15 protein-coding genes and 3 pseudogenes are annotated in these 12,582 nt (G+C 33.2%); 7 read left to right on the top strand and 11 right to left on the bottom strand.

Annotation, left to right across the window (positions count from 1 at the left end; genetic code table 11):
• Positions 1-398 precede the first annotated feature (398 nt).
• Entirely contained in the window at positions 399-707 is a 309-nt protein-coding gene (locus ACTYA4_RS14735; RefSeq protein WP_443482143.1) for a hypothetical protein, read from the bottom strand.
• A 64-nt stretch (positions 708-771) separates the two neighbouring features.
• Entirely contained in the window at positions 772-1,089 is a 318-nt protein-coding gene (locus tag ACTYA4_RS14730) for a hypothetical protein (RefSeq protein ID WP_443482144.1), read from the bottom strand.
• 761 nt (positions 1,090-1,850) lie between these two features.
• Between ACTYA4_RS14730 and ACTYA4_RS14725 the strand changes: the two genes are divergently transcribed.
• Complete coding sequence (locus ACTYA4_RS14725) at positions 1,851-2,312, top strand: YhfM domain-containing protein (RefSeq protein ID WP_443482145.1); 462 nt, start codon at positions 1,851-1,853, stop codon at positions 2,310-2,312.
• 1,094 nt (positions 2,313-3,406) lie between these two features.
• On the opposite strand, the gene ACTYA4_RS14720 is transcribed toward ACTYA4_RS14725, so the two are convergent.
• A complete protein-coding gene (locus tag ACTYA4_RS14720) occupies positions 3,407-3,544 on the bottom strand; it encodes a JAB domain-containing protein (protein ID WP_443482146.1) in 138 nt (45 codons plus the stop codon).
• A 139-nt stretch (positions 3,545-3,683) separates the two neighbouring features.
• On the opposite strand from ACTYA4_RS14720, the pseudogene ACTYA4_RS14715 reads away from it, so the two are divergent.
• Positions 3,684-3,907, top strand: a pseudogene (locus tag ACTYA4_RS14715) (type 1 glutamine amidotransferase family protein); the annotation flags it as partial.
• Between the two features lie 108 nt (positions 3,908-4,015).
• On the opposite strand, the gene ACTYA4_RS14710 reads toward ACTYA4_RS14715, so the two are convergent.
• Positions 4,016-5,323, bottom strand: a complete 1,308-nt coding sequence (locus ACTYA4_RS14710; RefSeq protein WP_443482147.1) for an acyl-CoA thioester hydrolase/BAAT C-terminal domain-containing protein — start codon at positions 5,321-5,323, stop codon at positions 4,016-4,018.
• Between the two features lie 207 nt (positions 5,324-5,530).
• Between ACTYA4_RS14710 and ACTYA4_RS14705 the strand changes: the two genes are divergently transcribed.
• Complete coding sequence (locus ACTYA4_RS14705) at positions 5,531-5,701, top strand: VOC family protein (RefSeq protein ID WP_443482148.1); 171 nt, start codon at positions 5,531-5,533, stop codon at positions 5,699-5,701.
• A gap of 4 nt (positions 5,702-5,705) precedes the next feature.
• The gene (locus tag ACTYA4_RS14700; protein ID WP_443482149.1) at positions 5,706-5,897 is read left to right on the top strand and encodes a VOC family protein; all 192 of its coding nucleotides are present in this window, start codon (positions 5,706-5,708) and stop codon (positions 5,895-5,897) included.
• Positions 5,898-6,023: 126 nt separating this feature from the next.
• On the opposite strand, the gene ACTYA4_RS14695 is transcribed toward ACTYA4_RS14700, so the two are convergent.
• A complete protein-coding gene (locus ACTYA4_RS14695) occupies positions 6,024-6,521 on the bottom strand; it encodes a JAB domain-containing protein (RefSeq protein WP_443482150.1) in 498 nt (165 codons plus the stop codon).
• A 1,305-nt stretch (positions 6,522-7,826) separates the two neighbouring features.
• Between ACTYA4_RS14695 and ACTYA4_RS14690 the strand changes: the two genes are divergently transcribed.
• Positions 7,827-8,573, top strand: a complete 747-nt coding sequence (locus ACTYA4_RS14690; protein WP_443482151.1) for an Abi family protein — start codon at positions 7,827-7,829, stop codon at positions 8,571-8,573.
• Here the strand turns inward: ACTYA4_RS14690 and ACTYA4_RS14685 are convergent.
• The 4 genes from ACTYA4_RS14685 to ACTYA4_RS14670 all read right to left on the bottom strand — a co-directional run bounded on the left by ACTYA4_RS14685 (position 8,521) and on the right by ACTYA4_RS14670 (position 10,516).
• Positions 8,521-8,826 (bottom strand): alpha/beta fold hydrolase, encoded by a 306-nt coding sequence (locus tag ACTYA4_RS14685; protein ID WP_443482152.1) that lies wholly within the window; start codon positions 8,824-8,826, stop codon positions 8,521-8,523. The genes ACTYA4_RS14690 and ACTYA4_RS14685 overlap by 53 nt on opposite strands.
• Before the next feature lie 83 nt (positions 8,827-8,909).
• A complete protein-coding gene (locus ACTYA4_RS14680) occupies positions 8,910-9,140 on the bottom strand; it encodes an AbrB/MazE/SpoVT family DNA-binding domain-containing protein (RefSeq protein WP_443482153.1) in 231 nt (76 codons plus the stop codon).
• 735 nt (positions 9,141-9,875) lie between these two features.
• A complete protein-coding gene (locus ACTYA4_RS14675) occupies positions 9,876-10,259 on the bottom strand; it encodes a retropepsin-like aspartic protease (protein WP_443482154.1) in 384 nt (127 codons plus the stop codon).
• Positions 10,256-10,516: a hypothetical protein gene (locus ACTYA4_RS14670; protein WP_443482155.1), complete on the bottom strand. Its 261-nt coding sequence runs from the start codon at positions 10,514-10,516 to the stop codon at positions 10,256-10,258. The genes ACTYA4_RS14675 and ACTYA4_RS14670 overlap by 4 nt, the downstream gene beginning before the upstream one ends.
• 579 nt (positions 10,517-11,095) lie before the next feature.
• Between ACTYA4_RS14670 and ACTYA4_RS14665 the strand changes: the two are divergent.
• Positions 11,096-11,338 (top strand): annotated as a pseudogene (locus ACTYA4_RS14665) (transposase); the annotation flags it as partial.
• A 12-nt stretch (positions 11,339-11,350) separates the two neighbouring features.
• Here the strand turns inward: ACTYA4_RS14665 and ACTYA4_RS14660 are convergent.
• The gene (locus tag ACTYA4_RS14660) at positions 11,351-11,944 is read right to left on the bottom strand and encodes an Imm64 family immunity protein (protein WP_443482156.1); all 594 of its coding nucleotides are present in this window, start codon (positions 11,942-11,944) and stop codon (positions 11,351-11,353) included.
• Positions 11,945-11,949: 5 nt separating this feature from the next.
• Positions 11,950-12,111 (bottom strand): annotated as a pseudogene (locus ACTYA4_RS14655) (SAR2788 family putative toxin); the annotation flags it as partial.
• A gap of 132 nt (positions 12,112-12,243) precedes the next feature.
• Between ACTYA4_RS14655 and ACTYA4_RS14650 the strand changes: the two are divergent.
• On the top strand, positions 12,244-12,540 hold the full coding sequence (locus ACTYA4_RS14650; RefSeq protein WP_443482157.1) for an ArsR/SmtB family transcription factor: 297 nt from the start codon (positions 12,244-12,246) through the stop codon (positions 12,538-12,540).
• The last annotated feature ends 42 nt before the right edge of the window (positions 12,541-12,582 follow it).

Raw genomic sequence — 12,582 nt, 5'->3', positions numbered from 1 at the left:
GGAGCCACCTTTGATAGGGTATTTACTTTATTGGCTCTTAACAGGGAAAATAATTTGACTGAAAATTTCGACAGTATTTATACAACACTAGTGATTTATAATACTTGTTATCACCAGGTACCATGGTTTCTTCAAAATATTTTAGAGCATGATGATTTCATCTAAACACAATCAGAAAAATTTTTATTTTTCTATTACCTTACACTAGATTCATTAGAGCTATCGATTATTTTGTATTTATTTCCAGTTTTACTTCCAATTAAAAAGCCCCCTAAGCCCTTCCAAAAACACAAATTATCAGAAGGGTTTATCGTAATAATTTTGGAATTCTTAGGTTAAAAATCGAAAAATGAATAATAGAATAATTTTGATCATTTTCTATACTGCTAATTCTTACATTAACCCCACCACATTGCTAAAACAAATAATGACCAAAAGGAAGTCGGTAGACCTATGGTACTAATAACAAGGGTATATACACCAAATCTACCTTTTTCAATTATTTGTTTTTTAATAACTATATATGTTAATACAGGTGTGACTAAATACAAGAAAACACTTATCATTGTTAGGGCAGTTAAATAGTATATAGGGTGAATTTCTATAATATTTTCATTCAAAAAATAAGCAATTCCCTGACCAAATATTCCTAATATGGTAGCTAAAATGATACTTCCAATTATAAGAACATTAGCTTTTATCATCATTCTCACCTCCAATTAATAATCAACAATTAAAAGTCACAGCAAATCATTCAACTTTATTTCAAATCTACATTTGCTTATTTTCCACATGCTCTACTCCATTTTCTGTATAAGATTCTAAAATAATTTTCCCATTACCCTTATAATAAAAATACGTTTTATCATCATTCTTTAGTTTAATACCAACCATAAAATTTTTATTTCCACTTAAATTCGCTATAAACGATCCACTAGAGATAATATCCTTTTTAGAAATGTTTTTTTCGGTTGTCAAATAGTTAATTACACTACCTTCAACACTTTTTTCTTTAAATTTTATGTAAGCAATTAGACTTCCTATCAAAATAAATACAACGAATAATACAATCCAAATTTTCTTCCTCATTTAAACCACCTTTATATTTCCTCGGTATCATTTAGTGTAATTTTACACTTAACCTGTTGTTTTATCAACCCTTTTAATTCTTAATTTTCCCGACGAATGGAAAATGCCTACACTAAGTTACTTAGTATCGGCTCTATTTTTTAATAATTTTATTATCTTTTCAATGACTTTATTATTCTTTTCCTTTGTCCGAATGCTTCCATAGAAACATGATAGGAAGAGCTTTAGCCATATGGTTGTGTCCCTTGCATTGCGTGATCCAATTCTCCTTCATTACTTGACAGGATCCAAAATGGAAATGAGTATAACCCGCGACAAGGTTCCCCTTCTGATACTCCTCTAGCTTTTTTCCTCGCGTTCCCTTTGTTTCTTAAGCATATGGCATATGGAACTTCTCCTTTTGGATGGAAAAGTAGAGTAGTGTAATTCATGTCCTTTCTATTTTACATTGCCATGAAACAAGAAAAGCCATTCATTGAGGATTCTTTTATCCTATTATTCTCGATTTCATGTTCCACCCAATGGTCACCGTTTAAATCTTTGCTGTATTTCACACTTAAAAATACGCTACCTTTTTTTGTTATAGGCTATGTTAAATTTTATTGTTGATTTATTAAGAAAGGCTGTTTTCGTAAAGTTTTGTTGTTTTTGGTATTTAGATTTTCTGTGTTGAAATTTATCCATAGAAACATTTAGATGGGCTGACTCGTCTAATGAGAATGAGAATGATACTAATAATAAACTTTGGGAGGTAATATGATTTGAGAAAAGTTATTCTTATGTCATTATCCTTAACTTTTATATCTTCACTTCTTTTTGGTTGTCAACCGAAAGAAAATATCACTACTGAAACTGCTGTTAATCCAACTACTAAGACGGAAAACAATAAAAAACTGTCAATTAATAGTGATTTTAATAGCGTCAGCATTTCAAAAACAAAAGGTGTTGATGAAATTACTTTTGATGATAAAGAATCTATTGATGCCTTTCGAAGCATATTACCAAATGCAGTAAAAGAAGCTGGCATAGTTAATATGGCTGACCCCGAATTTTATTTGGACATCGGTTACAACAGAAAAAATCACCAAAGTTTGTATTTATGGATAGGCGAAAAAGGACAAAGAAATACATTTATGAAAACGGAAGATACGCACACCATTTATACGGTTTCAGAAGAGGAGACCGATAAATTGATTGAATTAGTTGATTCTCGCTTTAATTAAGCCTTCGTATAAAGTCTTTTTTATTTTTTGGTTATCGAAATCGAGAGAGATTGCTATTTAACTATATCTAGTCTAAGAAGATTTTTTTAGAAATAACTAGAATAACTGAAACAAATAGAAGGATGATTTAAAAGAATAATGAAAGGTTCCACAAGGAATCTTTCTACCAAAGAAGAAACGTTGTTTTCTTCTTTTCTTTCTTCCTTGAATGTTATTTCATCGCATTCTCACCCTATTTGTTCAACCCAAGCACCATGATTTACACCACCCCATCGGGTAGGCTTTCGTCAGCCGGACTGTTACGGTAAATTCTCACGCCTATTAGCCGAGCTTAAAACACGCTTTTCCTTACTGAACAGCGTGCTATTCGACGCAGGGGGAGCCTTTCAGAGCGTTACCTCCTCATTCGACTCCTCGACATAACCCCTTCAGTTTTAGAAATCTAAAACTGCCTGACCTTTACCGAAATTGTGTGACCACATTTCATTTAAGTCAGGAACAGTTCGCACAAACTATATGGCCCTTTAACGGAACAACTCTATTGTCACTCAACAGCTCATTAATTCACCTTTATATTCAGATGCTCTTTTCCTTTAAAACACCCCTTTAGATAACCATATCCAAAAGGGTACGGTGCAACTTTTTTCAAAACGGTTTAACTTTTTATAAACGGTTCATCTTTTTTTCAAATCTACAATAACACTGGTTATCACGGTTTAGCAGGGTTACTTCAAAATACTTTGGAGCATTGCCTCCCTTCCTTGGTCCGAGTACGTCACTTGAAACATATTAGGAAGAGCTTTAACCACATGATTTTGGTCTCTTACATTAATTGATCCAATTAGCCACCATTTCTTGATAGGTTCCAAAATGGAAATGGGTATAACCCGCGATAGGATTCCCCATCCGATACCCCTCTTGGTTGCTGCCGCGCATTCCTTTTGTTTATGTACTATCTTTATTGTTAGCTTTCTACGTTTGAAGAAACGTTGTTTTCTTCTTTTCTTCCTTCCTTGGTTGTTTAAGGATAAATAATAACTTTTCTGAAAGATACTCCACGAAATAAAGGGATATCTCTCTCTTTATTATAGTTCCTAATGCTCTTTCATGCTGTTGTAATCTGCTTTAGCATTGACGATTACATGATCTAATCCTTCAATCCCTAATTCTACTAATCTTGTAGTTACGGTTATATCTTCTATAGAAGGAGTCACATCACCGCTTGGATCCACTCATGGAGTTTTCCTAAGTCTAGCTTTTTAAGTATGCTTAGGATACTTTTAATTACTGTACATTTAAAATAGTAGCTCCAAATCGTTTTTTATCTACATAAGTATCAATTTGCCAATTCCCTTCTGACAATAAATTTATGGAAGAAGAGCAACAACGCATTGGATGGATATTGATAGATTTGAACAGGAAGTCCCTGACGTATCAGTCCAACGTGGTGTTAAATTTGTGATGAAGGTTCACTTTTAACTTCTGGAGGGATTTCAGCAGGAATTAATATGTCTTTTCATCTGATTTCTCCACTACATGGTAAAGAAGTTGCTATAGAGACAGCAAAACGAATGAAATATGAAATTAAGTTATAATTATCCTTTAACTAATTGAAGAAGAATGATATTACTGTTTATGTTTTATTTCTTCAACAAACGGGCACGTTTATGGAAGAACCCGTAGATTTAAGTATGAAGTTATATTTAATTATCAAACTTGGAATTAAAGTGGTTTAGAGTCTTTATCCATGAATCCTCACAAGATTGGTTGAAACCTTGTATATTATTCTTTCTATTAGGTCTGTATGCTTGAAATGGAATTGTCAAAAAATGACCACAATCTTGATAGGAAAAATGTTCATACCTGTGAATAAAATTATATTTATCTAGATATTTTTCAGCAATATTACAATGCTTGAAGGATGGCCATATTTCATCATCTACTGAAGATAAGAACAGGATATCCCCATTAATTTTTTCTAAAGGTATAGAAGCTTTTAGATTCTTTTTATCTTTTAATACAAAATCGTATAAATCAATAAGATTTACAGTTTTCCAAGATAAAAGTTTTTTTAAAAGAAAAGAGCACAATGCTTTCATTGAGATCCTTGCGTAAGGTATTTCACTTCCCTTAAAAGTCCATGAAGAATGACGAGACATTTTTTTATTTTTAGAAATTCCTTCGTAAACATAGCAACTAGGTGTATTAGCAACGATTTTTTTTATTTGAGGAAATAAAGTTCCGGCTAATAAAGCCATCTCGCCACCTTTTGAACGTCCATAAAGATATATTTGATTTCCTTGTGTTTTAGGGTGTGACTGTAAAAAAGAAATAGCATTTTCTATGTATTCTATTGGAATCTCTGATAAGTTTTCTGATAAACCATCAAGGCCAAAATAGGATAATGCAAGGGTGTGAAATCCATGAGAAGCCAATAACGAAGCTATCATCTGAGCTTTTTCAATTCTTCCATCACTACCACTAAGTACAATAATGCAAGGTTTAATCTCATTTAAAGAAGTGTTTATAAATAATCGGCCTGTAAGGTTTTCATTGTCAATTGTGGTGACCTTTACATTACTATCTTTAAATAGTCTTAAACAAGGTTTTTGACATACAACTTCATTATCTATAGTGAGAGTGAAAGTTACAGAATAACTTTCAAAAACATTTATAGAGTCTAGTTTTGTGGGGATATTTAGATTTTTATTAACTTCATATTGACTCATCGAAGAAAATAACCCCATTGAATCACAATAATTATAACTTCCATCAATCGGAATCTGTTTTGATAAGTCTACTACTCCTTCATCATTGGCGATAAAATAACCATAAGAATTCCAAACACCATATGAATGTTGTATTGGAATATTGATACACTGATAATTATCTGTCGAGGCTTCTATTTTTATTTTTTGATTAGGAAGTAGCCCTATAACCTTAATATTTATTCTTTCATCAGCAAAAGATTGATCTTTCGAAAAAATAATGTCTAATTGTTTTGTTTTCATTGACTCATTCCTTTCGTTCTATTTCCTAATATTCACTTTACCATTTTTAGGTTATTAAAGGGACTATTTTTTAATGTGCAATTTTGGTTAATATGGTACATACAAAAAGGCGAAAAACAACAGTTTTCGCCTTTTTCTCATTTTCTGCAGTACAATGAGAAAAAATCATACATTCAAATTTCTTATTTTAAAAAGGGAAACACGATTATGCAAATCTATAAAATTTTAACGCCTATTTATGTAAATGACCTGGAAAAAACCCTTCCTTTTTACGAAGAACTACTTCAAACCAATGCAGGAACAAGATTTCATTATGCTGAAAGGGAATTAAACAATGCCGTTGTTGGCCAACTTCTGCTTATAAGCGGAAACGGATGAAAAATTGGCAGCTGTAAGAAATATCGCTTTGTCTTTTTTAGTAGATGATGTTCTCGCTTATAAGACTTGGCTTTTGGATAATGGAGCCGTAATCCTGCAGGATATTACGAAAGTGTCGACAGGGTACAATATGATGGTGCAACAACCAGATGGTACGCTAATGGAATACGTTGAGCACACCAAAGTTGGTGAATAATGAACAATAGCACGAAAACGGGAAACAAAGGTGCTGCTATCTTCGGCATAATTCTTTATTCTTTTCTTCTTTTATTGAATGGTTTCTACGTTCGAAGAAACGTTCTTTTCTTCTTTTATTCCTTGATTAAAAAATAACAGTAACATCAAAAGATTTCCGAAGAAAAAAAGGGAGATTGCTCTCCCTTTGCCCGTGCTCTTTCATGCTGTAATAATCAGCTTTTGCATTGACGATTACATGATCTAATACTTCAATCCCTAATACTTTCCCGCATTCTACTAATCTTGTAGTTACGCTTATATCTTCTAGGGAAGGATTTACATCTCCGCTTGGGTGCTGGTGACTCACAACGATGGAAGCACTGTTATTAAGAATGGCTGCTTTAAATACTTCCCTCGGAATAACCAAGGAGACATTCAATCCTCCTACGTGTGCGCGGTGTACTGCTACTACTTCATTTTTGGTAGAAAGACACATCACGAAAAATACTTCTCTGTCTTCATCTCCGATAAACTTTGCGGCAACGATGGCTGCATCTTGAGGAGATCGTATGATATATTTTTGCTCGCCCTCCACTTCCTTGATTACTTGTTTAATGCGTACTACTTCATATACTTTTTTCATGTTTCCTCTCTCCTTTCTGCGTTTGAGAGAGGATCAACAATTCGCGCAAACAGGGGGAAGGGCGTGCTGACGAAGAAGCACGCTTGCCAGTTTTGGGTAGGAAAAGTCCAGAAAAGTTCCTTCTTTCTGGACTTTTTCGTTAGAAATCGAGAAAAGCCCAATAACTTAGCAAGCGTTCCATTGCGTAGTTGGCAAGGTTACGCTTGTTTAGCCCACTTGGCTTTTCCGCTTTCTTTCCCAAAACGCCCGCCCTTCCCGCTGTCATAAGCGAACTTGTTACAATAAGGAGAACGAAGGAAGGATAGAAAAGGAAAACAAACAGAAAAAAACGGCAAGGGTTCGATGCCCGCAGCCGTTTAGCAAATAGCTTTTTATTATTTGACATGGCAAAAAATAAAAAAGCGTTCTGTATGAAAGTTCTTTCTTCATACAGTCGTCTTTTTAGAGGCTCGATGCCTCTAAAAAGACGTGGTTTATTAGGGGAAAAAGAGCGATGTTTAAGCGAGCGAAAACGATTCCTGGCAACAGCCAGGAATTTCCCTCTTTTTCTTTATCTTTTAAGCATTTCGGCTCGTTCGATGCGGCGACCTGCCGCAAAGAAGACAGGAATCTACGGCATATAGGCGAAAGCCGTAGATTCCGTTGTTATCGGATTCTTTAGTGTCGAAGCGATACGTACGGAATGACAGAATAAAGTATTTCTTTTCTGATCATTCTGTTGTGCTGCCGCTCTATATCCTAAAAATTACTTGTTATACTACTTTCTTTTTTTCTTTATTTATTGTTTTATTTCTACGTTGGAAGAAACGTTTATGTTATCTTTTCTTGATTATTTAACACTTAAAATCACTTATAAATAGCATGTTTCAAATCGAATACTTTTAGAGAAAGTTCGTTATACTTTACATATCCGTATCGAATCAACCAAATAAAGAATCTTAAAATATCTAGGATTGAAGAACTTTTGTGAAAAAGTTTGATCATATTCTGCTTGTGTTGTGCCATTAATATTTGAGCGGATCTCATAACTTTTCCTAGTCTCTATACCTTTTTCTGTTTTAAATAAATTAAGATATAACGTTGAAACTAATTTTGTAGCACATCCAAAAACTTTTAATAGTACTCTTTTACCTTTATCCTTTATCCCTACATGCTATATACACGAAAACATTATAAAGCGTATTCACTTCAATTCGTTGACAAAGATGGCCCCAAGGTATATGCTATTAGTAACAGAACCCACCACGCCTCTTAACAATGCGGACCAAGGTGGGTCATTTTATTTATTCAAGGAGAAATGTTACGTTGGATTCTGAAAAAGATATTCCAAAAGTTAAATTACCCACTACATATACGGAACAAGTGGAATTATTTAAAAGCAGAAATTTACATATAGAGAATTCTGACAATGCTGAAAAAACACTACAAAGGATCAATTATTATCGACTTACAGCTTACGGACTTACTCTTAAAAATCCGTTAAATAAAGAGCAGTATGTTAGCGGTTCATCCTTTGAAACATTATTTTCTTTATACGAATTTGACCGAAAATTAAGATTATTGCTTTTAGGAGTATTAGAAACCATTGAAATAGCTTTCCGAACACATATTTCCTATGAGAGTGCTCATAAATTTGGTCCTCTTGGCTATAAAGACAAAGAAAACTTTATTAATGAAAAGTTTCATAAAGATTCTTTAGATGAATTGGATACATTGATTAAAAGAAGTCGTAAAGGTGAATTGTTTATTCAACATCATTATAAAAATTATCATGGAGAAATCCCTATTTGGGCGGCAATGGAAGTAACATCCTTTGGATTCTTATCCAAACTATATCGAAATTTAAACGAAGATGTAAAAAAACACATCGCTAAAATGTATTACAATGTTCCATACCTATACCTAGAAAGCTGGTTGCAAACATTATCGAACGTTCGTAATGTTTGTGCACACTATGGAAGATTATATAATAAGTTGTTAACGTTCAAGCCTCGCTTATTTACAAAAGAAAAATATCCACAGCATAAACATGATAATGCTGTGATAATTTAGGCAAAACTTTGGAATAATCTTCCCAAGCCATACCTTGACCATGAATTAATAGAAGTGGTGTTTTTCCATTACTTGGACCTTTACCATAGTTTAATACTGTACCATCCTTTAATTTTATTTGTTTTTCAATAAATCCTGAATTGTACATTTTTTTTAAAGGTTTCTTAATATAAGTCATATTCGTATAAAAATAAGATCCAACCAATATCACTATTAACAGGAATAAAACACCAGTAATTATCATCTTCTTCATCCTTTATTCTTTTATAAGGTATTCTGAATAAAAGCAGAACCTAATTGAATAGTGGATTCTCATTCAAATTTTGAATTCGATAACTATTCCTCATCTGATTCTTTTATAGGCTTCGAATTTAAAATAGCATCAGCAAATGCAAAGAATACTTCTTGTTTGACTAATGCTATGCCTTGTTTTTCATCACCTAACATTAATAGAGAGTCTCCTGGCTTAATATTAAATATATCTCTTGCTTCTTTTGGAATGACAATTTGTCCTTTTGTACCCACTTTCACAGTACCAAAAATATGTTTTCCTTCTGGATGTTCCATTATGAATCCACCTTCCTCTTCATTGTCGAATGTATTCTTTTTCTTATAAGTATAACTTTTCATACTCAGTATATAATTATCACAGATATAGTTCAAGGAATAACTGAATGGGAACAGAGAATATCGGAGAAAAACGATTGAAACTTTATTGGACAAGGGATTGAGAGGATATTGAAGTAGCAAAAGAGACACCCCGAAGCGACCCGAAATTTGTCGAATGTAAGTAAAATATTTGATAGTGAACGGCCCGTTCTTCATTCGCACCAATTCTCTACGAATCTTCTCGCTCTAGGCATGTAATTTTTTGGTACCATTTGACTCTCCTATCTTGGGTAATATCAGATTGAGACTTCTGAGGTCTATGAATTCACTGCTTTTAGGATTTTACGTTTGTTAGGTTATTCCTTTATCATGTGATTGGAACCAGTTTATCCCTTCCTTTTACTATTTAGTTACCATGAAGAAAATTATCTTCAAAATAACTGTATTTCACTTTTTTTTGGAAGTTAAAAAAATAGTTGCTTATTTGGAGAGAAGAACGAGAAAATATTAATTGTACATGGGATTGATATGAAAAAGACCCCGAACTCGCAAAAGATTTTTTTCACGAAATCAGAGTCGGATTAGCAAATGTTTATTTTGGGGTTACACCTTTAAAACCATATGCAAGACACACTCCACATGGTTTGGATGGTTATGACAGATATTTACAGATGTAGTAGCGTTTACCTTAACCTAGTTATTTCTTACTTCCATATTTTCAAAGTCAATGATTAATTTATTTATGAGAAAAAAATCACTCCCTATGATTCCGTCAAATCCATGCATCTCCCTAACATCACCGAGCTGTATAATGAAATCATTCAGTTGGTACTCATCTATATTCATACCGCTCACTTTTTGTTCAATGCAAATTTCAGTACCGCCAATTCCGTACATCTTTCGTGTTATCGCATTTTCTAGATCAAGCAATATTCCGATTTCCTCGCATAAATCCGTATCTAAGATGGTTGAAGAACAGCCAGTATCAAGTAGTACGTTACTAAACGTCTTTTTCTTTCCGTTGTATTCAATCTCAACCGAAACTAGAGGTAAATGATCATCCATTTTAAATTTCATACTCTTCTTCGCACACCTATATATGGCTGCTCAATTACCTTAGTTTCCTCATTATTTGTGTGAAAGATATATAATTCGCGATTTTGATTTTCTGCATGTAATTTTTTATACACTTTCCATGCGGCATTCCCATTTTCAAAGTCATCAATCACTGCCATTTCTTCAATGACTCTTTCTTTTCCTCTTGTTTCCGATTTTAATGCTTCTACTAAGACACAACGTTCTGGAAAATGATGACGTACTTCAGACCATTTCATTCACATGCGCCTCCAGTTCATTAATTAATTTCTTTTTATTATATCATTTTTATCATGCAAAAAATTAGATACCTTCCATTTGGGTCACACTGACACCTCAAAGCGCCTCGTAATTTATTGAATACAAGTAAAATATTTGATAGTGAGAAGCTCGTTCTCCATTCTCTCTATTTCTTTACGAATCTTCAGGTCAATAGAGCAGACACAATCTTCTATACTGCTAATCTAGCAATATTCGAAAAAATCTGGGACGTCACTGTAAATTGCACCCCTTATAGTTGACAGTTTAAATTCGGAAATCATGACCATAATGAATCTTAAAAGGAGTGATTTCCATGTCCAAGCAAAGAAGTTATAAACGTTATTCGTTTGAGTTAAAATTGGAGGCAGTTCAAAAGGTATTGGCAGAAGAAAGTGTATTAAAGGTTGCGAAATAATTCGATGTAACAGATCCAGATTACATTTTTAAAGACAGCGAAAGCCAATCAACTGAAAGTAGCATTCCAGCGTTTTTAGGAAAAAGACATATCTGAAACAGAAGCCTATTTAGATCAATGGCTTTCTTGAGCAAGACGGTCTCAAATTCCAGATATGGTTAAGTTGGCGAAAAGTATACACAAGGATCGTTATGGCATCCTTCAATGGTTTACGAGGTGTATCAATAATGGCATCCTCGAAGCAACAAATGGATTAATTCAAGCTGCCAAACGACAAGCAAGAGGATACCGCTTCACCAAAAACCTAATAACGATGATCTATCTTATTGCAGGTGGGTTGAATTTAAAGGTAACAGAGTTATTAGAGAGTAACCCCTTCATTTAACTTACAGACCACTTAGTAGTTAAATGAAGGGGTATTCCACTCAAAACTGCGAATAGCCCCATAATAAACATCTAATGTATTACTTTGTCCAATAACAGCAACAGGGTATGAATCGTTATCCTTTATTAAGTGTTCAAATTCATCTGGTTGCATTTCAATTTCAATTTCATGACCAGCGAACGAATACGCATATCTAGCCTTCTTATACAGTTCAATTAAAGTATTTACTATATGTTCTCTAATAACTGGTATATTAGCATCATCACTATCTTTAGGAAACATATATTCCCAACCAATTCCAAATAAAAAGCCAAAATAGTTGCTTTCTTTTTGAATTGTAAGATTTAATTCTCCTAGGCTTAACCCCAAGAATGAACCAGATAATTCAAATGTTGTATAGAAGCCATTTAGAAAAGATTTTTCTACTTTATTATTCTGAATTTCGTGTTCAAGCCAAACCTCACCATCAATATCTTTACTATATTTCACACTTATAAATTCGCTACCGTTTTTAGTTATAAAATCTCTAATAGTCTCCATTGTCTCAACTAAATCATTGTCTTTATTGAAAACAATACCGATATTAATATATCCACCTACACCCAATTAGTTCACCTCTTTATAATTAACTCACCAATACGTATAAAATTATCTTTTTGGTATGATTCGAGCTTATATGCAGTAATAAATTCTCCGTTTTCTTTAAAAAATGCAGCATTATTTCCATTGATGTGCATAACAACGGGGTCATCTTGACCACTATGTCTTGTTTTGTCAGAGCAGTATGCGTCGTCAATCATTTTCTCATAGCAGCTTTAGATAATGACTGGAGTTTATCGGGCAGTGAAAAGAGTTTGATAGTAACTTCAATTGATAAAATGTTTTGGAGTTGATATAATAGTATTATGATTATTAAACTGACAAAAAAACAAGAAGATGAAATAAGAATAAAAATTTTTAAGGCTCTTTCGGACCCGTTTAGATTAGAAATTATTAGATATTTAAAAAAGGTAAATCGCGGAGTAAGTTGTGGTGAAATCGGAGAGATAGTTAAAATTAATAAGTCAGCAGGTTCTTATCACTTTAAAGTTCTTCGAGAAGCAGGATTAACTCTTACACGAAAGGAGTCCAGAGAAAAATACGTAACTCTTAATTATGATATGTTTGATAAATATGTGACAAAATTTCTGGATTCTCTTTGAATTCAGAAATTTTTTTATTTGGGAATATTAAATTTGGTAGTT

Source organism: Niallia yueguangensis (genome assembly GCF_052663115.1).
This window is presented reverse-complemented; position numbering and strand designations above follow the sequence as displayed.